The organism is Frigoribacterium faeni, from assembly GCF_007988805.1.
GTDB classification, from domain to species: domain Bacteria; phylum Actinomycetota; class Actinomycetes; order Actinomycetales; family Microbacteriaceae; genus Frigoribacterium; species Frigoribacterium faeni.
In genome coordinates, this window is sequence record NZ_BJUV01000001.1 from 21151 (window position 1) to 45680 (window position 24530).

Here is a 24530-nt window from a genome sequence, read left to right on the forward strand (position 1 = left end):
CTCTAACGCTCGGGACGTGTCCGGCCATGGTATCCGCGCAGGGAACGCCAGGAGACCGCGGCCTTCAGCCGCTGCCACCTCGTCGCCCCGGTGTCGAGCGAGCGTCGCATCTCGGAGACGGCCGTCCACACCCGGTCGGCGTCGTCACCCGACGGGGCCGAGGGGGCGAAGGAGGCGCGGTCCGCCACCCGGGCGAGCACGGCCGGGCGAGAACCCCCGACCACCGCGGCGACCTCGCTCCTCGTCGCCGCGACCGGCGTCTCGATCCCGTGATCGGCGAGAGCGTCGTGGAACTCCTGCCACCCCCCGGTGATCCGGGCGGCGGGATCGGCCTGGAGCCGGCGCCGTCGACGACGACGCCATTTGACCGCGACGATCACCAGGAAGGGCGCGGCCACGATGCCCACGACGAGGCCGGAGATCGCGGCGATCGTCGCGGCCAGGACGACGATGCCCACCCAGGCGGGCGGCAGGTCGGCGTCGTCCTGCTCCGACTGCGGCGGAGTCTGCTCGTCGCGGACCTGGGGCTCACGCGGCGGGGGCTGCACGACGGACTCGGGGCGCTCGAGACGGCTCGGGTCGAGCACCTGGTCGTCCGGGATGGGGCGCTCCTCGGGCACCGGGTCGAGGGCGACCCAGCCGAACTCCGCGGTGTCGACCTCGATCCAGGCCGTGACGTCGCCACCGGTGATCGTCGCCGCCTCCCCCGTCGGCGTGTCGCCGTCCGCCGTGAAGCCCATGACGACCCGCGAGGGGAACCCGATCTCCCCGGCCATCAGCGCGGCCGCCGTCGCGTACTGCTCGGCGTCGCCGATCATGACCGGGTCGGTGAACAGCTCGGCGATCCGGTCGGAGCCGTGCCCCGAGCGGCTGGCCGGCTCGTCGGCCGACACCCCGTGGCTGATGTATCCGTCGGATCGCAGGGCGGACAGGGCGGACTGGAGCCGTGCACCGGTCCCCTCGACCCCGCGGACGTCGTCGGCGAGCGCCGTCGTCAGCGCCTCGGGCACGTCCGCGGACGCCGGCACCGTCGCCGATCCGGGGGTGAGATCCGCGAGCTGCTCGGGGGTCGGCTGGACCGGGAGGACGACGTCGACCCGGTACGAGTCCCCCGCCGAGATGCCGCCGTCGACGGCGGCCGTCCCGCTGACGTCGTTGTAGACGAAGTCGTCCCGACGGGCCTGTCCGTCGGCTCCCTCGAACGCGATCGACTCGAGCCGGCCGACCGTGGGGAGCCAGACGTCGTCGTAGGCGCCGACCTGCACAGCCAGCGTCGTGCGGTCGCCGTCGACGCCCGACTGGTCGATCGACGACGGGACGCGGTCGAACGATCCGGATTCGCTCGTCACACGGGGGCTGCCGACCGTGTACGACACGCCGTCGTACGTGTCGAGCGTGGCCAGGCGGAGGAGCTGCCCCGCACCGAGCCCGCGGACCGTGAAGAGCGTGCTGTCGACGGTCGGCTGCTGCTCGTAGACCCGGAACCGCGTGAGGGGGCTCACGAGCTCGCGCGGGTCGAAGGGCTGCTCGACGAGGGTCCGCGCCACGGTGCGCGGAGTCGACGACGGAGACGCCTCGACGACGGCGGCGGCCACGGCCCCCGAGACGAGGACCGTGACGACGGTGCCCGCGACGGCTCGGGCCGCGACCGTCCGGTGTCCGTACGACCGCGTCGACCTCGCGACGTCGCCCGAGCGCTCCAGGGCGGCCCGACGGCGTCGGAGTCGCCACCAGACCGACCAGGCGATGGCGACGGACAGCATCGCCAGCCCGCTGATCACGGGCGACCAGGCCTCCTGGGGGCCCAGGACGATGCCCGCGAGGTACAGCCCGACGGGAGCGAGGACGGCGAGCTCGCCCCGACGGGAACGGAGGGCGATGGTCAGCCCGACGACGGTCGCGAGCAGGACGAGGATGAACGCCGGGACGAGGAGGGACTCGTAGCTGCCCACCGGGAGCGTGATCGTCAGCAGCCGCTTCCAGCCCAGGGCCGTCGCCGCGAGGAGCTCGCCGAACCCGTCGGCGGTGGGCAGGACGCCGGCGACGGCCCGGGAGGGGATCGCGAGGGGGACGCCCAGCACGAGGTAGACGAGCACCGTGGCGAGCAGGACGGAGAAGCTCGACAGCCGCGACGCGGCACCGGCGACGGCGACGACGGCCCCGACGACGACCGTGACCCCGACGAGGAGGACGAACTCCGCGCTCCGGTAGACCGGCCAGAGCGTCGACGCCGCGATCACGACCGCGAGGACGTGCAGACCCGTCGCGGTGGTGACGAAGGAGGCGCGGAGACGGGGCCGCCTGACCCGCGTGCGCCGTCCGGTCGCCGCCGACCCCTCGCCGCCGTCCCGGACGCTCACGACGCCGCCACCCGGGACAACGACTTCTGGAGGTCGTCGAGGTACCCGATCGTCAGGACGGTCAGGTCGGCGACCCGGCGCAGGCCCGGTACGGCCTCCGGGTCGCAGACGATGGCCACGACCTCGACGCCGAGCGGGAACTGCAGGGCCGCACCCCGCATCTCGGCGAGGCTCGTGGTGGAACCGACCACGAGGAACGCGACCGAGATCCCCGCGACGCGGTCCCGCGCGACCCGGGCGACATCGGTGATGACGAGCGCGGACTCCGCGCGCTCGACGACGGCCAGGTCGTCGAGCAGACGGTTGCGCGTGATCGTGCTGAGGGCGCGGACGGCCAGCGTCTTGCGCTTGGCGAAGTCGGGTGTCCTCTCGCTCACGACGACGCTCACCTCACGGGCGTCGCGGATGGCGCGCGCCCCGAGCGACCCCGCGGCGCTGACCGCGAGCTCGAACTCCTCGTCGGTGGCGAAGTCGGACGTCGCGAGGCTCAGGGCGATGACGAGGTGCGATCGGCGGCTGGCATCGAACTGCCGCACCATGTACGCGCCCGCCTTCGCCGTCGACTTCCAGTGGATGTTCCGCCGCTCGTCACCCGGCTGGTATTCGCGGAGGGCGTGGAACGAGAGGTCGTCGGGCGCCAGATCGCGGGTCGGGCTGCCCTCGAGGTCGCGGATGAGGCCCGTGCTGGTGCTCGGGATCCCGATGGTCGCCGGGTGCACGAAGAGCTCGGTGACCGTCGCCCATTCGAGCTCGCGACGCACGAGGCCCACGGCGTCGCCCCGGACGGTGCGAGCGGGTCCGATCCGGACGACGCCGCGCCGTCCGGTCGGCACCGGGAACGACTCGGCGACGGCGTCGCCGGAGCGCAGGCCGGGCAGCCCCACCTCGACCAGGGCGTCGCCCACCGGGATCTCGACGGTCACGCCGAGGACGCGACGCCTCGAGGGGTTGGCGACCCGCACCTCCCCGGAGGCGGGTTCGCCGACCGACACGCGTTCGTGCGGCACGACCAGGTCGATGTCGACGGCCGTCCGTCCGATCAGGAACAGGGCGGCGAGCGCGATCATCACGAGGGCCGCGAGGCCGATGGTGAGGAGCTCCACCCAGCCGAGGAGGCGGCCGCCGGCGAGGCCGATCGGCACGAGGAGGAGGACCGTCCAGCCGAGGGGCGTCACGACGGAGGACGCGCCCCGCCAGAGCGCGGTCGACCCGCGCCGCACGGCCCGGAGCACCTTGACCGCCACGACGATCGCGTCGGCCACCGGGCCCGTGCGCTGGCCGACCAGGCGCGTCCGGGCGTTCGTCAGGCCCTGCGTTCCGGTGAGGGACGACGAGTCCGCCCGTGTCTCGCTGCGCGGGGAGGCCTTGGTGGCGGCGCGACCCCGGCCGGCGCCGGTGACTCCCCCGTCGTCGGCTCCGCGTCGTCCGGTGCGGGACGCGTTCACACGGCGACCCGCTCCGCCGGCGGCGGGGTCTCGATGAGGAGCTGGCTCACGACGCTGGACGGGGTGACGCCGTCGAACTCGGCCTCGGGGTCGAGCACGATGCGGTGCGCGAGGACGGGCTCGGCCAGCGACTTCACGTCGTCGGGGACGACGTAGTGACGGCCGGACGAGGCGGCGTAGGTCTTGGCGCAGCGCACCAGCGCGAGCGCGCCTCGGACGCTGACGCCGAGTCGGACCTCGTCGGCGGTTCGGGTCGCCTCGACCAGGCGAGCGACGTAGTCGTTGATGCTGGGCTCGACGTGCACCGTGCGGGCGAGTTGCGCCATCTCGGTGACGACGTCGGCGCGGACGACCGGCGGGATGGAGCCCTCGTGCACCCGGGTGGCCGAGCCGGCGAGGATCCGGACGGTCGCCGCGTGGTCGGGGTAGCCGATGGAGGTCTTCATGATGAAGCGGTCCAGCTGCGCCTCGGGGAGCCGGTACGTGCCGGCCTGCTCGACCGGGTTCTGCGTGGCGATCACCATGAAGGGCCTGCCGACGTCGTGGCTGATCCCGTCGACCGTGACCCGCCCCTCCTCCATGACCTCGAGCAGGGCCGACTGCGTCTTCGGGCTCGCCCGGTTGATCTCGTCCGCGAGGACGACGTTGGCGAAGACGGGCCCTCGGTGGAACTCGAACTCGCCGCGTCTCTGGTCGTAGATGCTCACGCCGGTGATGTCGCCCGGCAGCAGGTCCGGGGTGAACTGCACCCGGCTGCTCGTGCCCTGCACGCTCTGCGCGATGGCGCGCGCCAACGAGGTCTTCCCGGTGCCCGGGACGTCCTCGAGCAGCAGGTGGCCCTCGCTGAGCATCGCCGTGAACGAGAGCCGGACGACGAAGGTCTTGCCCAGCAGCACCTGGTCGACGCCCGCCACGAGACGCCCGAAGACGTCGGAGAACCAGGTGGCCTGCTCGGGGGTCATGCTCATGCGATCGTGGGCTCTCTGGTCAGGGGGTGGGGCCGGTGGTGGACGGGGCGGGCGCCTCGGCGCAGCGGGCGATCGCCGCGCCGGGGTCGACGTGACCGTCGACGGTCGCCTTGACCTCGACCGACGTCGCGCCCTCCGGGACGATGCTCGACGTGGTGTACGCGTCTCCGCCGGCGTCGGTGCTGCTCCTGCCGCCGGGCAGCGTCTCGCCCACGAACGTCACGACAACGGACGTTACGGGCGATCCGGCGTTGCGCGGCAGCGACGCTCCGAGGGGCGAGCCGACGGTGCAGGTCCCGACCGTGGCACGGGTGTCGACGGGCGTCCCGGTCGCGGCGGACGACGCCGGCCCGCACTCGTCGCGCGTCTGTCCGGCACGGCAGGCGCGGAACGTCACGTCGATCGGGACGCCGTTCCCGTTGTCGTCGAGGACGACGCGGTCGGACGGGATCGGGTTCCAGGCGCCTCCTCCGACGCGGTACTGGTAGAAGTCGACCGCCCCGGAGGCCGCGAGAGCGCCGATGGAGGCCTTGAAGAGCCCGCCCGTGCCGTAGGCCGCCACCGTGATCGAGCCCGTCGTCTGCCCGGGGGGCGTCACGCTCTCGGTCGACGCTCCGGCGCTGGAGCAGAAGAGCCCGTTGCTGGCGACGACGGTGTAGGTGTACGTGGCATCGCGTTCGGGTGACTCGCTGTAGGTGGTCGTCGTCATGCCCGACGCGACCCGCGTGCCCGTGCCTGCGCATCCCGTGACGGTCGAGCCCGAGGTCGAGCGGTACACGTCGAAGCGCGGGGCGTCTCCTCCCGACGCCGAGGGCACCGTCCACGAGACCGAGACCTGGTTCCGCGTGGCCCCCGCACGGACGGCGAACGAGCCGGGGGTCCCCACGGCGGTGGCCCGGACGGCGGCGCTCCTCGACCAGTCGGCGGCGCTGGTCACCTGGGCGCGGTTCGAGGCGTGGACGCGCACGTCGTACCGGCCGCCCGGCACGAGTCCGCCGATCGTCGTCGAGGTCGACCCGGTCGTCTGTCCGCCCGGCGCGTTCGTGCCGGTGATCTCCACGGTGTAGCCGGTCACCGCGGTGCCTCCGGCCGGCCGGCCCACCGCGTCCCATCGGATGTCGAGAGCCCCGGGGGTCGACGACGACGGGACGACCGTGACCCCACCGGGTGCGGCCGGGACGAAGTCGGCGCTGTACGGGGCGCTCGGCGCGCTCGCCTCGGACGAGCCGATGCCGTTGGTCGCCACGACGGCGAAGCGGAAGGTCTGCTCGGGGTCGAGGTCGGTGAGCGTGCAGACCGTCGAGAGTCCGCAGTCCCTCGAGTAGGTCGAGCCGGCCGAGCCCTCACCCGTCAGCCGGAAGCCGGTGATCCGCGAGTTGTTCGCGTTGGGGGCCGCGTAGCTGAGCGTCAACTGCCCGCCGGTGGAGTTCCCGATGCGGACGGGTGCGACGGGCGTGTCGGGGACGTCCTGCACGGAGATGGTCACGTTGCCCCAGACGGAACGGTCGCCGTCGCCCGTCGCGTCGGCCACCTGGTACTGGAGGTTGGTGTCGCCGGGAGAGGCGGACGCCGCCACGGACACCGACAGCGTGCGGGAGTCGGCGCTCGGCGACACCGTGACGCCGGAAGGCACCGAGGCGCCGCCGAGGCCTCGGATGGCCACGACCCGCAGGGGTTGACCCGGGAACGGGTTGCGCGCCTGGTCGTTCGCCAGGACGTCGACGCGCGCGGAGGCTCCCCGGGCGACGACGACCGAGTCCGCTGCGGGGACGACCAGCGGCCGGGTCGACCCGACGACCGCCAGTCGGACCGCCCCGCCCTGTCCCGTCGAGGCGGCGTCCGACACGGTGACGGGAAGCGTCGCCGTGGTCCCCTTGGGCGTCGACGACCCGGCCGTCACGGTGAGCTCCCGCCCGGAGAGCGAGGAGGTGAATCCGTCGTCGGACAGGCGCCCCAGGGTGAATCGCAGTTCGTCGGTGTCGTCCGGGTAGGGGTAGGTCGTGACACGGGTCAGATCGATGGTGCGCGACTGCCCGGGCTCGAGATCCACGGACGTGCCGGTGAACGACGGGGGCTGATTGTCGCGCGGGGTCACCGTGATCGGCAGGACCAGCGTCGCGGTGCGACCGTCCGGATCATCGGACGAGCGACCGTCCGTCACCTCGAAGGACACCGACGCCGCTCCGAAGAACAGGTCGGCCGAGGTGAACCGCAGCGTCGTGTCGTCGACGACGAGATCGTCGCCGTTCGCATGGGTGGCCCGCACCGAGCCGGAGTCGGTGAGGCGCACCCCGCGGTCGCCGGCGGCGATGACGTAGTCGTTGAGATCGATCCGCAGGGTGTCCTCGCTGACGACGGACAGCGGACCCGCCGACCGGTCGAGCTGCGGAAGGGCGTCGTCGAAGCCCGGTACGCGGATGAAGGCACGCGACCGCACGGCGGGGTCGTCGGGGTGGGCCACCCAGAACGGGATGATCTGGCTCGCGTCCGTGATCGCGACCCTGATCCGACGGCCGTCGGTGACCTCCGACGTCGAACCGTAGCCCGGCTCGACGCCGAGCCCCAGCGTCGACACGGGGCCGTCGGCGAAGAAGACGTTGGCCATGACGTCGACGTCGACCGTCGTCCGCCCGGCGATGTCGCCGAGGTCGAGCACGCTGTCGTCGGCGATCGGCGGGTTGACCGGAGCGTCCGGGTCGACGGTGACGGTCACGAAACTCGAGCTGGAGCCTCCCTGGGCGTTCTCGACGGTGTAGACCGCCCCGTACCTCCCGGCGGTGTCCGGCGGCGTGACCGTCACGAGTCCCCCCTCGGCGACGGACGCCGTCACGGCGTCGTCGTTCGGCTCGACGGCCGTGACCGTGAGCTCTCCCCCGTCGGGATCGGAGTCGTTGTCGAGGACCCGGATCGTGATGGAGCCCCCCGGTCTCATCGTGACGTCGTCCGCCACCGCGACGGGGTCGCGGGATCCGTCCGAACGCTCGGATATCCCGATGCGGACGGTGCCGGTGGCACGAGCCCCCAGACCGTCGATGACGCTGTAGGTGAAGGTGTCGGTGCCGGCGGAGTAGGGACCGGCCTGGTACTCGAGGCGGTCCGCACCGGCCATGGACACGGACCCCTTCTCGGGGTTCGTGGCGATGCCGACGAGCTGGACGCTGTCGCCCTCGGGGTCGATGCCGTCGAGGGGCACCCCGATCCGGACCGACTCGCCCGCGACGACCCGGGCCGTCACGGTCTCGGGCACGGGAGGGGTGTTGGTCGTGACGTCGGCCTCGCGGACGGCGATGGTGACCTGCGCGTCGGCGGTCTGACCGTCCTCGCCCTCGATCGTGTAGACGGCCGTCACGTTGCCGGGTGTGGACGGCGCGAGGTAACGGAGCTCGTTCGACGCCGCGAACAGCAGCCCGCCACCGGAGGGGACGTCGCGCTGGAGGTCGTGGGCCAGCGTGATCTCGTCGCCGTCGGGCTGCGAGTCGTTCGCCAGGACGTCGATGTCGACGACGTCGCCGACTCGGACCGTCACCTGATCGTCGGCGGCGATCGGCGGCTGGGTCTGCGCCCGCCGCGGTATCTCGACCACGGTGACGGTCCCCTCCGCCGACGCCAGACCGTTCGTCACGGTGTAGGTCAGCGTCACCGGGCCGTCGTCGAGCGGACCGGTGAGCACGACGCGGATGTACCTCTGGTCGAGGGTCTCGACGCTGACTCCGCTGGACCGTGGCACCTCGGACGTCGACGTGACCATCAGCACGTTGCCGGCCGGGTCGCTGTCGGTCGCGACGACGTCGACGGTCTGGCTGCTCAGGGTCTCGACGAAGACGGTCTTCGGTGTCGTGATGGGGGTGCTGTTCACGTCGGGCGGGGACTGGACCTCGATGCGGATGGTGCCGCTCGCGGTCTGATCGCCGTCGGTCACCGTGTACTCGAGGTCGTGCGTCCGGACCTCGTCGCTGACGAAGAGGAAGGTGCCCGCGTCGTAGCTCGGCGAGATCTCGGCCCCGGTCTTCGCGGGGACGCTGTTCAGCGTGACCGCACCCGTGCCGCCGTGGGCGTAGACGAGCGGCCTGATGGTCTTCTGCTGTCCGGCGTAGGCCTGGACCGAGAAGGAGTCCGCCGTCAGAGGCGTGTCACCCGCCGCGGACACCGTGATGCGCAGCACCCCGTTCGCCTCGGCCCGACCATCCGAGACCGTGAGCGCCACGTCGACCGTGGTCGCGCCCTCCCCGCTGTCCTGATAGACGACGTCGCCCGCCGGGGTGAACGACACCGCGGCGTCGGCCGACGCGCCCGTCAGGTAGAAGGCGTCCCCGTCGGGATCCACCCAGTCGCCGAGCGCGGGCGTCGTGACCCGGCCGGAGGTCGCCACGGCGGCCGTCGTCGTCCGCACCTGGACGGGCGGGCTGTTCTCGTCGGCCCCCTGCACCGAGAGCGTGACCGTGGCGGTGTCCTGCCCGCCCCGGCCGTCGGAGATCGTGTAGTCGAACGCGTAGCGGCCGCTCGCGTCGTCGTCGACGGTCACCAGGAGCTGCTGTCGGTCGTTGATCAGATCGACGCGCCCGAAGGTCTCGTCGACCGCCGAGATCGAGTCGATCACGAGCGGGTCGCCGTTCGGGTCGAAGTCGTTGAGGAGCACCGACAGGGTCGTCGCCCGCCCCGGACGGACGCCCGACTCGTCGTCGAGCGCGACCGGCGGCTTCTGGTCGGGGTCGAGCTCCGGGCTGTCGTCGGCGGAGTCGTTCTCGTCGTCCTGCGGCTGCTGGTCGCGATCCAGCAGCGCAGCCCAGTTGTCGATCACCCGTCCGTCGGACTGCACGGCCCAGCTCCGTCCTCCGACCGGGTCGTTGAGGATCGCGCGTCGACCGTTCACCTGGAAGACCAGCTCGGCGTTGCCGGGCACGCCGTCGAGCCGGGTCACGCCTCCTCGCGAGGTCGAGCAGTCGCTCCAGGCCGTGCCGTCCGACCACGCCGCCTGGATGCAGCCGTCGACGACCACGGGGCGGGCCGGCCGACCGGACCGGTCGGAGACACGGGTGTCGATCCCCTCGCCGGAGAAGGGCACCGTGATGAGTCCCGTCGAGGTCGCGACGAGCACGCCGTCTCCCGCGTCGCTGCTGGTCTGGAGGGCGATGCCGTCTCCGATCCGGTCGGAGAGATCGACGTCCCGGCCGTCGAGGACGAGCGTCCCGGTGGACTCGTCCAGAACCGCCCAGTGCGTGCCGACGGAGGCGACCTGGAACGGGCCGGGACCGGCGAGGTCGACGGGGTGGGTCTCCTCGACGTCGAGTCCCTGCGAGGTGTCGACCCTCGAGACCGTTCCGCTGTCGGCCGAGTACACCACGAGTGCGCCGTCGGGCGAGAGGCCCGTGACGATCTCGCCTCCGAGACCGAGGTCGGGCTCCGAGTCGCTCGCGAACGAGTCCAGCTCGGCGACCGGGAGCGTCCAGAGCTCTCCCGTCCCTCCGGAGACGACGATGGCCTGGTCACCCCGGACGAGGACGTCGGGTCGGTCCGGAGGGAGCGGCGTGCTGACCTCCACGGTCGCGGTCGCGGTGTCGACGACACCGGCGGTGGCGCTGCTCCGGTCGACCATGACGACGGCCTCGGGCCCCTGCGCGACGGCGACGTCCGATCCCTGGCTCCGGACGGCGCTGTTCAGTTCGCCGACGTCGACGTTGGCCCGACCGATGGCGGTCCGGGACCCGTTCGCCGCCCAGACCGTCCCGTCGTCGAGGTCGAGACGTCGCGACTCGTAGCCCGTGCTCGTGATCGCGACCCCGGCGACGAGCCCCGCGATGACGACGCTGCTCACGGCCGTGGCGACGGCGGACCGATGGCCCCTCGCCCAGTCGACGAGACGACTCATCCGCCCGGCTCCGCCGTGCATGTCTCCGCGCTCGGCGCTCCCGTCTTGCCCGCCCGGTTCACCCGGACCGTGATGCAGACCTCGCCCTGATCGGGGGCGTCGCCCATGACGAAGCGGGTGGTCGTCTGCTGGCTCGTGTCGGTTCCCGAGTCCGTCTCGGCGACGATCACGTAGGCGTCCCCTGCCCGGAGGCCCGGGTCGTCCCACTCGAACGTCACGGATGAACCCGTCCGCGTCGCCTCGACGTCGGACACCCGCGGGATCTCCGTCGAGTCGGCCCGGACCAGGACCAGGGTCGCGGCCGCCCCGAGGGCGATCACGACGACGGCCGCCGCGACGAGCAGCCAGACCACGGCGAGCATCCGCCCACTGCGTCCGTCCGCCCTGGTCCCCGTGCCCGTCCCCCGAGGAACGGCGCGACCACGGCTCAGCTCGGAGCCGTGCACGGCGGACGCCTGGGCCTCGGTCACCCGGCGACGACGTCTCCGCCGTCGGCCGGACGATCCGAGCGGCGCGGCCCCTCGGAGGCGCGTGCGGTCCTCGAGATCGGCCACGGTGGCCAGGGCCCAGTCGTCGACGGCCACCTCGATGGACGTCGGCGACAGCCCGAGCTCGGTCTCGACCTGCTGGAGCTCGCGGATCAGCTCGAGGACGCTCGACTGCCGATGCTCAAGACGACGGGACATGGCCTTGGCGAGGACGCGCTCGAGACCGGCGGGCACGTCGGTCCGACCGGTGGGGGCGAGTCTGGCCTTGTCGATCCGACCGATGAGGTCGGACGCGGTGTTCCTGTCGCTGCCCAGGATCTCGAAGGGGCTCCGGCCGGCGAGCAGCGAGTACACGGTGGCCCCGAGCGACCAGACCTCCGACTCGATGGTGCCGTCGGTCTCGTCGAGCAGCACCTCGGGCGCGGACCACGGGATGGACATCCCGACGATGTCGTTGGGTTCGCCCTCGCCGAGGGACGAGGCGATGCCGAAGTCGGACAGCACCGGGTGCCCGTAGGCGGTCGTCAGGATGTTGGACGGCTTGATGTCGCGGTGCAGCACGCCCTGCCGGTGGGCGGTCTCGACGGCGCTGCCGATCTTGACGCCGATGCGCAGGACGTCGGCCACGGGGATGCGGTCGCGACGGTAGCGCTCGCTGAGCGACGACGAGCAGAGCTCCATGACGAGGTACGGGCGACCGTCCGCCGACACGCTGGCCTGGTAGACCGTCAGGATCGACGGGTGCCCGCTGAGCTGGGCCATGAGGTTGGCCTCCGCCTGGAACATCCGCCGCACCTGATCGTCGACGGCCTCGCTCAGCATGACCTTGACGGCCACCTGCCGACGGGGCATGTTCTGCTCGTACAGGAACACGTCGGCGAAGCCGCCCGATCCGAGCACCCGGACGTGCGTGAAGCCGGGCAGCACGGGGGGCTGGGACGGCAGTCGTCGCGCCACGTCGCCCTCCTTCTGACGGTCGGCCGGATGTCACTTCGGCGGATTCGCCGGTGTCGAGTCGGCGTCATCGATTGTAAGTGGGCGGCCGCCGGCCTGTGCCCCGGGGTACATGGCCGGGGGACGACTCGAATGCCCCCATTTCAGGGGAGGGAGGATCCGCTCCGCCCTGTCAGTCGGCGGAGATCGCCCCGTCCGACGCCGGGTCCTCGTCGTCGCCCGTACCCCGGACGTCGATCACGACCGCCGTCACGTTGTCGCGCCCTCCGGCGTCGACCGCGGCGTCCACGAGGGCCGTCGCGGCCTCCAGCGTGTCGCCCACGGCTCCGAGGATCGCGGCGATGTGGACGGTCGGCAGCTCCTTCGTCAGACCGTCCGAGCAGACCAGGAGGCGCAGGCCGACCCGCGCGGGAACGCGCCAGTAATCGGGCCGCTGGTCCACGTCGAAGCCGACGGCCCGGGTGATGACGTTGCTGTCGGGGTGGCCTTCGGCCTCGTCGGCGCTGAGCAGTCCGGCGTCGACCATCTCCTGGACGACGGAGTGGTCGACGGTGATCTGGCGCAGTCCGGCGGCGTCGAGGAGATAGACGCGCGAGTCGCCGACGTTGAACACGACGAACTCGTAGCCGTCGTCGCCGCGCGAGAGGAACGCGCCGGTCGCCGTGGTGCCGACGCCGAGCTCGGACTCCGCCGCCGCCACCGCGATGTCGGCGGTCGCCCGGCGCAGGGCCTCCTCGACGTCCTCGGTGGAGAGGACGGGGGCCGTCGCGACCTCGAGCATGCGGCGGACGACCGCGTCGCTCGCGACATCGCCCGCGCTGTGCCCTCCCATGCCGTCGGCGACGACGAAGAACGGCGACTCGGCGAGGTAGCTGTCCTCGTTGTGGGCGCGACGCCGACCGACGTCGGTCACGCCCGCCCAGTCGAGGACGAGGGAGTCGCCCTCGACGGTCACGGTATGGGCGGTCGTCGGGCGGCCGAGCTCTGTCACGTGTGGGGTTCTTCCTGGACGGTGGTTCGAGGAGGGGCGAGGATCTCGAGAGTGTTCCCGTCACCTAGGTCCACTATCGCGCCTGGGAGCGCCACGGTCGACTCGCCTTGCCGGAGTTTCACGGGATGTCGCGCCGGCAGGCGCACGACCGTGCCGTTGGTCGACCTCAGATCCGTCACGACCACCACGTCGCCGTCCTGGCGGATCTCGACGTGACTGCTCGACACCTCCTGGGCCGGCGAGGGCACGACGACGAGGCGCGGGGCCGGGCCGCTGACGAGACGCGGAGCGGACGGACGCCGCCCGACGATCACCGGGACGTCGAGCCGTTCGATCCGCTCCCCGATCCTGACCGCCGCGATCCGCGGCGGCACCACCGTCGTCGACGTCGAGGGCCCGCCGGTCGCGCCACGCGGTCGGAGGACCGTGTCGCCCCACGCGGCGATCACCGTGTCCTCCAGGTCGTCCCGGCGCGGTGCGGGTTCTCGGGTGCTCACCTGCCGGCCTTCCGTCGGACGTCGTTCAGGAGGCGCGGCTCGCCTCGATGCCCAGGCTAGCGTCCACGGGTGGGCACCTCGCCTCCCCTCCCCCGACGCTCGTCTCGGCGACTCGTCCACACCCGGCTCGGGTCAGGCCGTCCCGCCGGAAGGCCCCGCCCTACCGTGACGGCATGCCAGACCTCGTGCTCGTCCCCCCTCTTCCACCGGACGACGACGAGCTCGACGACGGCATCGGCTTCGTGCGCCTCGACAGTCCGATCGGCCGACTCGAGGTCGTGACCCGGCATTTCGCCGTCGAGCGCGTGGTCGTGGCCGTCGACGAACCGTTGCCCCACGATGACGACGCCGAGCGGCCGGATGCCTTGCTCCATGCCGCCCGGCGCCAGCTCCAGGACTACTTCACTGGCCATCGCCGCCGGTTCGACCTCCCCCTGCGCATGCAGGGCACGTCCTTCCAGCGCTCGGTCTGGTCGGCCCTCGCCGACGTCCCCTGGGGAGAGACGACCACCTACGGGCGAATCGGCGGCGTCATCGGCAGCCCCCAGGCCGGCCGCGCGGTCGGCGGAGCGATCGCGGCGAACCCGCTGCCGCTGCTCGTTCCCTGCCATCGCGTCCTCGGCCGCACCGGAGGGGTCACGGGCTACACCGTCGGGCGCGGTGTGCCGACGAAGCAGTGGCTCCTCCGACACGAGGGGATCGTCTACCGCGAGGGACCGGTTCCCGTCCTCTGAGCTCCCGGCTCCGCCAGGACGGATTCCGAGACGAGGAGGGTCTCGGCGCCCGCCTCGAGCACGATGCCTCGCATCCGCGCCCAGACGAGCAGATCGTCGAGCGTCGAGAGCTCCGGCCGGTCGGCCAGCAGGGCGGCGACGAAGAGCCCCTTGGACTTCTTGTTGAAGTGGTTCAGCGCCCGGCGGCCACCCGCGTCGCCGGAGACGACACGGACGTACGTCGACCGGCTGCCGAGAGGCCCCAGCGCCACGTATCCCTCCGAACGGAGGTCGACGACGAACTCCCCCGTGGCCTGCAGCACGGCGGCCACGTCGTCTCGCCAGGTCGACTTGAGACTCGCCCCCGGCAGCCGGGAATCGTGCGACAACCGGTAGGCCGGGATGGCGTCCCCCGCGCGGACCGGACCGAACAGCGCCGAATGGATGACGATGTGGCGCCGCGCCCACTCCCACTGGGAGTCGGTCAGGGACGCCGCGTCGATCGGATCGAAGAGGACGCCGGTGTACCGCGCCAGGGCCGGCATGGTCGGCGAGGACTCGACCACGAGGTCGCGATCGATCTCCTGCAGCTGCCGAGGGCCGAGCTTCAGGGCCGCCCTGGCCGCCTCGGGATCACGCGCCAGCGTCGTCAGCCGAGCGATGACGTCCTGACGGACCCCCGTGAGCTCGGGGAACGAGAGATCGCCGAGCGACAGTCCGGACACACCACTGCCCCCGTCGAGTTTCGTCTCGGACGGGGGCAGCAGGAACAGCATGGTGGTGCAGGTGGAGGACGAGGTCAGACGAGCTGCGCGTTGCGCGCCACCACGGTGACCGTGTCGTTCTCGACGGAGAGGAAGCCGTCGTCGGCGGTCGCCTCGACGGTAGAACCGTCGGACATCCGCACGCGGACCTGCCCCGTTGCCAGGATCGCCAGGATGGGCTCGTGTCCGGGGAGGATCCCGATCTCACCCTCGGCGGTGCGAGCGACGATCGACGACGCCTCGCCCGACCACACCTCGTGGTCGGCCGAGACGACGCTCACTGAGAGAGCAGCCACGATCAGCCGTTCTCCTTCTGGATCTGAGCCCACTTCTCTTCGACGTCGGAGATGGACCCGACGTTGAAGAACGCCTGCGTGGCGACGTGGTCGAACTCGCCGTCGGCGATAGCCGTGAAGGACTCGATCGTGTCCTTCAGCGGGACCGTCGACCCTTCGACACCGGTGAACTTCTTCGCCATGTAGGTGTTCTGCGACAGGAACTGCTGGATGCGACGGGCGCGCGACACGGTGATCTTGTCCTCTTCGGACAGTTCGTCGACACCGAGGATCGCGATGATCTCCTGGAGCTCCTTGTTCTTCTGCAGGATCGCCTTGACGCGGATGGCCGTGTTGTAGTGCGCGTCGCCCAGGTAACGGGGGTCGAGGATGCGGCTGGTCGAGGTCAGCGGGTCGATCGCGGGGTAGAGGCCCTGCGATGCGATCTCACGGGAGAGCTCGGTCGTCGCGTCGAGGTGCGCGAACGTCGTCGCCGGGGCGGGGTCGGTGTAGTCGTCAGCCGGCACGTAGATGGCCTGCAGCGAGGTGATCGAGTGACCGCGGGTCGAGGTGATGCGCTCCTGGAGGACGCCCATCTCGTCGGCGAGGTTCGGCTGGTAGCCCACGGCGGAGGGCATGCGACCGAGCAGCGTCGAGACTTCGGAACCGGCCTGCGTGAAGCGGAAGATGTTGTCGATGAAGAGCAGGACGTCCTGCTTCTGCACGTCGCGGAAGTACTCCGCCATCGTCAACGCCGACAGGGCGACCCGGAGGCGCGTTCCCGGCGGCTCGTCCATCTGGCCGAAGACGAGGGCCGTCTTGTCGAAGACACCCGCCTCCTCCATCTCGCCGATGAGGTCGTTGCCCTCACGGGTGCGCTCACCGACACCGGCGAACACCGACACGCCGCCGTGGTCCTGGGCGACGCGCTGGATCATCTCCTGGATGAGGACGGTCTTGCCGACACCGGCACCACCGAAGAGGCCGATCTTCCCGCCCTGGACGTACGGAGTCAGGAGGTCGATCGACTTGATGCCGGTCTCGAAGAGCTGGGTCTTCGACTCGAGCTGGTCGAACGCCGGCGGCTTGCGGTGGATGGGCCAGCGCTCGGTGATCTCGATCTTCTCGTCACCCTCGAGGTTCAGGATGTCGCCGGTGACGCTGAAGACCTTGCCCTTGGTGACATCTCCGACGGGAACCGAGATCGGCGCCCCCGTGTCGGTGACCTCCTGGCCGCGGACCAGACCGTCGGTCGGCTTGAGGGCGATGGCACGGACCAGGTCGTCACCGAGGTGCTGGGCGACCTCGAGCGTCAGCTCGCTGGTCGTCTCGCCGATGGTGATGGTGGTGTGGAGCGCGTTGTAGATGCCGGGGATGGCATCGTGCGGGAACTCGATGTCGACGACGGGGCCCGTGACCCGGGCGATTCGCCCGACGCCGGGAGCCGACTCGGTCGCGACCGGCGCGGTTGCGGTGTCAGTCATGGCTTCTCTCTCTTCGGATGGTGAAACTGGTGTGCAGATCTACTTGGACGAGCTCAGGGCGTCGGCGCCGCCCACGATCTCGGAGATCTGCTGAGTGATCTCGGCCTGTCGGGCGTTGTTGGCCAGACGGGTGAAGTCGCGGATGAGGGTGTCGGCGTTGTCGCTCGCCGCCTTCATCGCCTTCTGACGCGCGGCGTGCTCGGAAGCGGCCGACTGCAGCATCGCGTTGAAGATGCGGCTCTCGATGTAGACGGGCAGAAGCGCATCGAGCACCTCGGTCGGGTCCGGTTCGAAGTCGTACAGCGGAAGGACGTCGCCCTCGCTCGGCTCGTCGATTCCCTCGACGACCTCGAGCGGGAGCAGCCGGACGACCTCGGGCACCTGGCTCACCATGTTGACGAAGCGGTTGTAGACGATGTGGATCTCGTCGACGCCGCCCTCGTTCGCATCCGTCAGGAACTTCGAGACGACGGCGTCGCCGATCTCTTTGGCCGTGGCGAACTCGGGCTGGTCGGTGTTGCCCGTCCAGCTTTGCTCCGACTCGCGCTTGCGGAAGGCGAAGTAGCTCTGCGCCTTCCGTCCGACGATGTAGAAGACGACCTCCTTGCCCTGGCTGCGCAGCAGCTCGGCGAGTTGTTCGCTCTCCTTCAACGCGTTCGAGCTGAACGCGCCGTTGAGACCACGGTCGGACGTGAAGACCACGATCGCCGCGCGCTCGATGTTCTCGGGCTCGGTGGTGAGGATGTGGTCGACGTCCGAGAACGTCGCGACGGCGGACACCGCTCGCGTGATGGCACGCGAGTAGGGTCCGGACGCCTTCATCCGCGCCTGCGCTTTCTGGATGCGCGAGGCGGAGATGAGCTCCATGGCGCGGGTGACCTTCTTGGTCGTCTGCGCTGAGCGGATCCTCTGTCGGTAGACCCTGAGTTGGGCTCCCATGGTTCTCCTGTTGTCTCGTCAGTCGTGATCGTCGGCGGAACGCGTCAGCGCTTCGACTTGACGATCTTCTCCTGGTTGACGTCGTCGGCGTCGGTGGCCGTGAACTCCTCGCGTCCGACGGAAGCGAGCGGCTTGCCCTCGCCCGTCTGGAACTCCTGCTTGAACGAGTCGATGCCGGAGTCGAGGCTCGACACGATGTCGTCGCTGAGCACGTTGGTGTCGCGCAGCTTCGTGAGGACATCGGTGTTGCGGCCCATGTAGTCGAGCAGCTCGCGCTCGAAACGCAGGATGTCGGGCACGGGCACCTCGTCGAGCTTGCCGTTCGTTCCGGCCCAGATCGAGACGACCTGCTCCTCGACGGGGTACGGCGAGTACTGCGGCTGCTTGAGAAGCTCCGTCAGTCGGGCACCGCGGGCGAGCTGACGACGGCTGGCCGCGTCGAGGTCGGAGGCGAACATGGCGAACGCCTCGAGCGAGCGGTACTGGGCGAGCTCGAGCTTGAGCGTTCCCGAGACCTTCTTGATGGACTTGACCTGGGCGTCACCGCCGACCCGGGAGACGGAGATGCCGACGTCGACCGCGGGACGCTGGTTGGCGTTGAAGAGGTCGGACTGCAGGAAGATCTGACCGTCGGTGATCGAGATCACGTTGGTGGGGATGTACGCCGAGACGTCGTTCGCCTTGGTCTCGATGATGGGCAGACCCGTCATCGAGCCGGCGCCGAGCTCGTCGGACAGCTTCGCGCAGCGCTCGAGGAGACGCGAGTGCAGGTAGAAGACGTCACCCGGGTAGGCCTCGCGGCCCGGCGGACGACGGAGGAGCAGCGACACGGCACGGTAGGCCTCGGCCTGCTTCGACAGGTCGTCGAAGATGATGAGGACGTGCTTGCCGCCGTACATCCAGTGCTGGCCGATTGCCGAACCGGTGTAGGGGGCGAGGTACTTGAAGCCGGCGGGGTCGGAGGCCGGGGCGGCGACGATGGTCGTGTACTCCATGGCGCCGGACTCTTCGAGCGCGCCCTTGACGGAGGCGATCGTCGAGCCCTTCTGGCCGATGGCCACGTAGATGCAGCGCACCTGCTTGGTCTCGTCGCCGGAGTCCCAGTTGGCCTTCTGGTTGATGATCGTGTCGATCGCGATCGCGGTCTTGCCGGTCTGGCGGTCGCCGATGATCAGCTGACGCTGTCCGCGGCCGACGGGGATCATGGCGTCGATGGCCTTGATACCGGTCTGCATCGGCTCGTGGACCGACTTGCGCTGCATGACGCCGGGAGCCTGGAGCTCCAGAGCGCGACGACCCTCCGTGGCGATGTCGCCGAGTCCGTCGATGGGGGCGCCGAGCGGGTCGACGACGCGACCGAGGTAGCCGTCTCCGACGGGGACCGAGAGGACCTCACCGGTGCGGGTGACCTCCATGCCCTCCACGATGCCCGAGAACTCGCCCAGGACGATCGCGCCGATCTCGTCTTCGTCGAGGTTCTGAGCGAGACCCTGCGTGCCGTCGGCGAAGCGGATGAGCTCGTTCGCCATGACGCCGGGGAGACCCTGGACGTGGGCGATGCCGTCGCTGGCGTCCGTGACGTAGCCGACCTCGGTGGTCGAGGCCTTCGAGGGCTCGTACGACGAGACGAAGTCCTTCAGCGCGTCGCGAATCTCATCGGGGCTGATCTTGATGTCTGCCATTGTGATTCCTATTCGTAGCGAGGCTTCAGGAGGCCTCGAGTCAGTGTGGGGGAAGCTGCGCCTAGCCGGCGAGTTGCAAGCGGAGGAGGCTGAGCTTCGTCGCGACGGTCCCGTCGATGACCTCGTCGCCGATCTGCACGCGCAGACCGCCGATGATGGCGGGGTCGACGACCTGGTTGATGCGGAGGCTACGCCCGAACTGTCGGGCGAGGCCTGCTTCGAGACGGCTCGCGTGGGCGGGGTCGAGCACCGAGGCGCTGGTCACGGTGGCGACGAGCTCGTCCGACTGGTCGGCGACGATGTCGGCCGCGGTGCGGATCAGTTCGCCGATGCGCCGGCCGCGAGGCTGACTGACCAGGTGCGAGACGATGGCGAGCGTCTGCTCGCTCGCCTTGCCGCCGAGGAGCCGCTGGACGAGGCCCGTCTTGGCGGCGCCGTCGCTGAGCTTGGTTCCGATCGCCAGCTCGAGCTGAGCATCGGAACGGACCGCCGCGTCGAACGCGAACAGCTCGCCCTCGATGCTGGTGTCCGGACCGGCCGTTGTGGCGATGACCCGGAAGCCGAGTTCCTCGATGCCGGCCAGCAGGTCGTCCGAGGACGACCAGCGGCTGCCGACGACCGAGACGAGCAGCGCTCGAGCGGCTTCGGAGAACGGACCGAAGAGCCGGTCGACGAGCTGCTTCTTGACCGCGACGTCGGTCGACGGATCGGCGAAGTAGGCCTGCAGCTGGACGGACCCGCCGATGACCCGGCCGGCGTCGAGCAGCTGCTCGCCCGTGGCCAGGTCGGCCGAGCCGCCGAGGTCGGCGAGAACCGACCGCGCCGAGCCGAGGGCCTCTCTGGACATGGAACCCATCGTCAGTTGCCCGCCTTAGCGTTCTGCTCGGCCTCGAGGTCGGCCAGGAAGCGGTCGACCACGGCCGACGCCTTGGCGTCGTCGTTGAGCGACTCGCCGATGACGCCCGATGCGAGATCGATCGCGAGCGATCCGACCTCGGCACGCAGCGAGGCCACGGCAGCCTGTCGCTCGGCCTCGATCTGCGCGTGCGCGGTGGCGGTGATGCGCTCGGCATCGGCCTGCGCCTGCTGCTTCAGCTCCGCCAGGATCTCGGCGCCTTCGGCGCGAGCGGCCTCACGGATGCGAGCCGCCTCGGCCCGCGCGTCGGCGAGCTGCTTCTTGTACTCGTCGAGGGCTTCGGCAGCTTCGGCCTGGGCGGCCTCCGCGTGCTTGATGCCACCTTCGATTCGCTCGGCACGCTCGTCCAGGATCTTGCGGAACCTCGGGATCGCGAAGATGCCGAAGAACGCAGCGATGACCACGAAGACGACGAGGGACCAGAGGATGTCGTAACCAGCGGGGAAGAAGATGGCCGCCCCTTCGGGCGCACCGCCCTCGGCCGCGAGGATCGTCTCGATCATCGGTGTGTCGTCCTAACTGATCAGGAGAAGATGAAGCCGGCGGCGAGGCCGATGAAGCCCAGCAGCTCGGTGAACGCGATACCCAGGAACATGGTGACCTGGAGGCGGCCGGCGAGCTCGGGCTGACGAGCCATGGCTTCGACGGTCTTGCCCGCGACGATGCCGATACCGATACCGGGGCCGATCGCAGCGAGGCCGTAGCCGACGGTCGCGATGTTGCCGTTGATCTCAGCGAGGATCGTGGTGGTGTCCACTTGTGTTTCCTTCCAATTGGGCGGTGTCCGTCGGGCGACGGACGCCGTCGTGCTTAGTGTTCTTTCGCCGCGGCCTGTTGGATGTAGACCGAGGCGAGGAGTGTGAAGACATACGCCTGCAGCACGGCGACGGCCATCTCGACGATGGTCATCACGAATCCGCCGACGAGCGTCAGGGCACCGAATGCCATGAAGCCGCCGCTCATGCTGAAGAAGAAGAAGTGCGTCGCCGCGAAGCAGAGCACCAGCAGGAGGTGGCCGACCATCATGTTCAGCAGCAGTCGCAGGGCCAGGGAGATCGGCCGGACGATGAAGATGTTGATGAACTCGATGGGGGTCAGCAGGATGTACATCGGCCACGGCACACCGGGCGGGAACAGCGCGTTGCGGAAGAACGTGCCCGTCCCCGCTTCGCGGATCCCCGCGTAGATGAACATGACGTAGGCCACGACCGCGAGCAGCAGGGGCATCGCGACGACCGAGGTGCCGGCGATGTTCAGGCCCGGGATGATACCGGTGATGTTCATGGCGAAGATGCCGAAGAACATCGCGGCGAGGATCGGGAGGTACTTGCGGCCGAGCCGTTCGCCGAGGATCTCCTCGACGATCTGGATGCGGACGAAATCGAGGCCAAGCTCGGCAATGCTCTGACCGCGGGACGGGATGAGCCGACCCTTGCGGAGAGCCAGCCAGAAGAGCAGCAGCATGACGGCGATCGCGAAGAGGCGGACCAGCATGATGCGGTTCAGCTCGAAGGGGGTGCCCTCGAAGAAGATGGCGGGCGGGAAGAACTCGTCAAGAGTCGGGGCGTGGAATCCCCCGTCTCCGTGGCCGGCATCGGCGGCGGAGAGCAGGTTCACAGCGTTCGCTATCAGCGCTATCTCCTGTGTCGGGGCGAGCACCCTGAAGTGTCGCGACGATTGGTGGGTTTGTCATCCGAACCCGCAGAGAATCGCGGCCGGGGAACGGTCATTACCTTATCAACTGAACGAGCGTCGCGACGAATCGGCGCAGCTTATTTCACTCGCTGCAGCGTTCGCTGTCAGTCGCGCGGGGCTGCGGGGAGCGTCGCGTCGCTCACGTGCGACAGTCGACCGCGCACGACGACGAGGGCGTCGATGGCGAGGGTCCCCACGATCGACACGACCAGGGAGAGGAAGAGGACCACGTCGTTCACGAACGGCTGATCGCGCACCAGGAGGAGCAGGGCGATGAAGATCACCAGCTTGAGCAGCCAGGCCCCCATCACGATGCCGAAGAACGCGGCGAGCTCGAACCGGATGGCCACGAGCATGCTGGCGGCCGTGATCGCGGCGAAGACGACGGCGAGGGCCGTGCCCAGCAGGGCGCTCCACAGGCCGTCGGCCCCTGCGACGAGGTAGCCCACTCCCCCGCCGACGACGGCGATGACGAGGGCCAGCACGGCCGTGTAGCGCAGGACCTGGACGAAGATCGGTCGGGCGGCGTTCATGGTCGTTCCTTCGGGGGTGTGAGTTCGGGCACCGCGGCCTGCGCGGCCGTGTCGGTGTCGGCGGGGTCGAGGGCGGAGGCGGCTTCGTCGAGCGGGTCGAAGCGACCCGATTCGCTCGCCTGGAGCTGGTCGGGGCTGGTCGCCTGGACGGCGATCTCGACGCGCTTGCGTCGGCTCAGCGGCGCGAGGGTCACCGCGGCGCAGGCGACCAGCCCCACGCCCAGGAAGATCAGCACGAAGTAGGTCGGTTTGACGAAGAGGAACATCAGGCACCCCACCGCGACGACGATGGTCCAGGCGTAGAAGATCAGCACGGCCTGGAAGTGCGAGTGGCCCATGTCGAGCAGCCGGTGGTGGAGGTGCTTCCGGTCGGCCGTGAACGGGGACTTGCCGGCGCTCACCCTGCGCAGGACGGCCAGACCGAAGTCGAGCAGCGGGACGATGAGGATGGCGAACGGCAGGAGGATCGGGATGAATGCGGGCAGCAGGGCCGTCCGCGAGATCTGAGCGGGATCGATCTGACCCGTCACGGAGATCGCGCTGGTGGCCATCAGCAATCCCGTCAGGAGAGCCCCGGCGTCGCCCATGAAGAGTCGGGCCGGATGCCAGTTGAGCGGCAGGAATCCGAGGCAGGCGCCGATCAGCACGGCCGACAGCAGCGCCGCCAGGTTGAAGTACTCGGTCTGGTTGATCGTGATGGAGATGACGAAGCTGTAGACGAAGAAGACGCCGTTCGCGACGATCGCCACCCCGGCCACGAGCCCGTCGAGACCGTCGATGAAGTTCACGGCGTTCATGACCAGCACGACCGCGAGGATCGTGAGGATCAGCGACATGTAGGGCGACCCGATGGCGAGGCTCCCGCCGAGCGGCAGCGAGACCAGTTGCACGCCCTGCCAGGCCAGCACCCCGGCCGCGATGATCTGACCGGCGAGCTTGGTCATCCAGTCGAGATCGTAGAGGTCGTCCACCACGCCGATGATCACGATGACGGTCGCGGCGCCCATGATCGCCAGAGGCGGACCCGGGTCGGCGAACACGAGCCGGAAGTAGTCGACGTCGGAGATGAGGGGGAAGACGAACCAGGCCGAGAGGAGCGCCACCACGACGCCCGCCCACATCGCGACGCCGCCGAGCCGGGGAGTCGGCGTCTTGTGCACGTCGCGTTCGCGGATCTTCGGGTAGATCTTGTACTTGAGTCCGAAGCGCCAGGCGATGACCGACATGACGAAGCTGACGGCGGCCGAGATGGCCAGCGCCAGCAGGTAGTACCTCACGCGATCGCGTCGACCCCGACGACGCGTGTGATCTCGGTGTCGGGGAGCACGCCGTGCCGGACGATGCGCAGCACGCCGTCGTCCGCCGCGGTCGCGTCGACGATCGTCGATCCGGTGTTCGCCCCGGCGCGGCGTTCGTAGCCGCCGCCGACCGGGCCCGCGTCGAGGTAGACCGCGACGTCGTCGCCGAGCATCTCACGGGCGTCGGCAGCCGACGTCGCCGCGGGCCGACCGGTGAGGTTCGCGCTCGACACGGCGAGCGGGCCCGTCTCCTCGAGGAGCTCGAGAGCGAGCGGGTGGCTCGGCATGCGGAGGGCCACCGTGCCGCGGGTCTCGCCGAGGTCCCAGGTGAGCGACGGTCGGGCGCGGAAGATGACGGTGAGCGGACCGGGCCAGAACTCGTCGAGCAGCGGTCGGACGATGCCGGGGACCGACTCGGTGAGGGCGGCGAGCGTGTCGTGGCCCTTGATGAGGACGGGCGGCGGCGACTGGCGCCCTCGCCCCTTGGCGTCGAGCAGACGCTGGACGGCGGCGGGGTCGAACGCGTCGGCGCCGATGCCGTAGACGGTGTCGGTGGGCAGCACGACGAGCTCACCACGCCCGATCGCGGCACGGGCGAAGCGCATGCCGGCGAGCAGTTCGGAGTCGACGGAGCAGTCGTAGAGAGAGGCCATGACCTGTTG

At 70.3% G+C, this 24530-nt stretch carries 20 protein-coding genes; 1 reads left to right on the forward strand and 19 read right to left on the reverse strand.

The features are described from left to right. Window positions 1–2: 2 nt before the first annotated feature. The 7 genes from FFA01_RS00105 to FFA01_RS00135 all read right to left on the reverse strand — a co-directional run bounded on the left by FFA01_RS00105 (window position 3) and on the right by FFA01_RS00135 (window position 13569). Complete coding sequence (locus tag FFA01_RS00105) at window positions 3–2360, reverse strand: transglutaminase TgpA family protein (RefSeq protein ID WP_146851682.1); 2358 nt, start codon at window positions 2358–2360, stop codon at window positions 3–5. Then, a complete protein-coding gene (locus FFA01_RS00110) occupies window positions 2357–3805 on the reverse strand; it encodes a DUF58 domain-containing protein (RefSeq protein ID WP_146851684.1) in 1449 nt (482 codons plus the stop codon). The genes FFA01_RS00105 and FFA01_RS00110 overlap by 4 nt, the downstream gene beginning before the upstream one ends. Beyond that, the gene (locus FFA01_RS00115; RefSeq protein WP_146851687.1) at window positions 3802–4773 is read right to left on the reverse strand and encodes an AAA family ATPase; all 972 of its coding nucleotides are present in this window, start codon (window positions 4771–4773) and stop codon (window positions 3802–3804) included. Before FFA01_RS00115 ends, FFA01_RS00110 begins: the two co-directional genes overlap by 4 nt. A gap of 19 nt (window positions 4774–4792) precedes the next feature. After that, window positions 4793–10639, reverse strand: a complete 5847-nt coding sequence (locus tag FFA01_RS00120) for a fibronectin type III domain-containing protein (RefSeq protein ID WP_146851690.1) — start codon at window positions 10637–10639, stop codon at window positions 4793–4795. After that, window positions 10636–12084, reverse strand: a complete 1449-nt coding sequence (locus FFA01_RS00125) for a serine/threonine-protein kinase (protein WP_146851692.1) — start codon at window positions 12082–12084, stop codon at window positions 10636–10638. The genes FFA01_RS00120 and FFA01_RS00125 overlap by 4 nt, the downstream gene beginning before the upstream one ends. A gap of 169 nt (window positions 12085–12253) precedes the next feature. Continuing rightward, entirely contained in the window at window positions 12254–13072 is an 819-nt protein-coding gene (locus FFA01_RS00130) for a PP2C family protein-serine/threonine phosphatase (protein ID WP_146851695.1), read from the reverse strand. After that, window positions 13069–13569, reverse strand: a complete 501-nt coding sequence (locus FFA01_RS00135) for an FHA domain-containing protein (protein ID WP_244289615.1) — start codon at window positions 13567–13569, stop codon at window positions 13069–13071. Before FFA01_RS00135 ends, FFA01_RS00130 begins: the two co-directional genes overlap by 4 nt. A gap of 173 nt (window positions 13570–13742) precedes the next feature. Here FFA01_RS00135 and FFA01_RS00140 point away from each other — a divergent pair, with 173 nt between their 5' ends. Beyond that, window positions 13743–14303, forward strand: coding sequence for a methylated-DNA--[protein]-cysteine S-methyltransferase (locus FFA01_RS00140; RefSeq protein WP_167627242.1), 561 nt, complete (start codon window positions 13743–13745; stop codon window positions 14301–14303). Here FFA01_RS00140 and FFA01_RS00145 read toward each other — a convergent pair. From FFA01_RS00145 to FFA01_RS00200, 12 genes are all read right to left on the reverse strand, one after another. Beyond that, window positions 14273–15058, reverse strand: coding sequence for a YaaA family protein (locus tag FFA01_RS00145; RefSeq protein WP_146851701.1), 786 nt, complete (start codon window positions 15056–15058; stop codon window positions 14273–14275). The genes FFA01_RS00140 and FFA01_RS00145 overlap by 31 nt on opposite strands. Window positions 15059–15081: 23 nt before the next feature. Beyond that, entirely contained in the window at window positions 15082–15342 is a 261-nt protein-coding gene (locus FFA01_RS00150) for a F0F1 ATP synthase subunit epsilon (protein ID WP_146851704.1), read from the reverse strand. A gap of 2 nt (window positions 15343–15344) precedes the next feature. After that, entirely contained in the window at window positions 15345–16805 is a 1461-nt protein-coding gene (gene atpD, locus FFA01_RS00155) for a F0F1 ATP synthase subunit beta (RefSeq protein ID WP_146851706.1), read from the reverse strand. 39 nt (window positions 16806–16844) lie between these two features. Then, the gene (locus FFA01_RS00160) at window positions 16845–17744 is read right to left on the reverse strand and encodes a F0F1 ATP synthase subunit gamma (protein WP_146851709.1); all 900 of its coding nucleotides are present in this window, start codon (window positions 17742–17744) and stop codon (window positions 16845–16847) included. Between the two features lie 44 nt (window positions 17745–17788). Next, window positions 17789–19426 carry a F0F1 ATP synthase subunit alpha gene (gene atpA, locus FFA01_RS00165; RefSeq protein ID WP_146851712.1) on the reverse strand — a complete coding sequence of 546 codons (1638 nt, stop codon included), beginning with the start codon at window positions 19424–19426 and terminating at the stop codon, window positions 17789–17791. Between the two features lie 61 nt (window positions 19427–19487). After that, complete coding sequence (locus FFA01_RS00170; RefSeq protein WP_146851715.1) at window positions 19488–20282, reverse strand: F0F1 ATP synthase subunit delta; 795 nt, start codon at window positions 20280–20282, stop codon at window positions 19488–19490. A 2-nt stretch (window positions 20283–20284) separates the two neighbouring features. Further along, entirely contained in the window at window positions 20285–20845 is a 561-nt protein-coding gene (locus FFA01_RS00175) for a F0F1 ATP synthase subunit B (RefSeq protein ID WP_146851717.1), read from the reverse strand. A gap of 20 nt (window positions 20846–20865) precedes the next feature. Then, window positions 20866–21099, reverse strand: a complete 234-nt coding sequence (gene atpE, locus FFA01_RS00180; RefSeq protein ID WP_043594505.1) for an ATP synthase F0 subunit C — start codon at window positions 21097–21099, stop codon at window positions 20866–20868. A 53-nt stretch (window positions 21100–21152) separates the two neighbouring features. Continuing rightward, window positions 21153–21959, reverse strand: a complete 807-nt coding sequence (atpB, locus tag FFA01_RS00185; RefSeq protein WP_146851720.1) for a F0F1 ATP synthase subunit A — start codon at window positions 21957–21959, stop codon at window positions 21153–21155. A 182-nt stretch (window positions 21960–22141) separates the two neighbouring features. Next, window positions 22142–22570 (reverse strand): Cg1360 family ATP-synthase-associated protein, encoded by a 429-nt coding sequence (locus tag FFA01_RS00190; protein WP_146851723.1) that lies wholly within the window; start codon window positions 22568–22570, stop codon window positions 22142–22144. Continuing rightward, window positions 22567–23847, reverse strand: coding sequence for an MraY family glycosyltransferase (locus FFA01_RS00195; RefSeq protein WP_244289617.1), 1281 nt, complete (start codon window positions 23845–23847; stop codon window positions 22567–22569). Before FFA01_RS00195 ends, FFA01_RS00190 begins: the two co-directional genes overlap by 4 nt. Then, window positions 23844–24521: an L-threonylcarbamoyladenylate synthase gene (locus FFA01_RS00200; protein WP_146851725.1), complete on the reverse strand. Its 678-nt coding sequence runs from the start codon at window positions 24519–24521 to the stop codon at window positions 23844–23846. The genes FFA01_RS00195 and FFA01_RS00200 overlap by 4 nt, the downstream gene beginning before the upstream one ends. Between the last annotated feature and the right edge of the window lie 9 nt (window positions 24522–24530).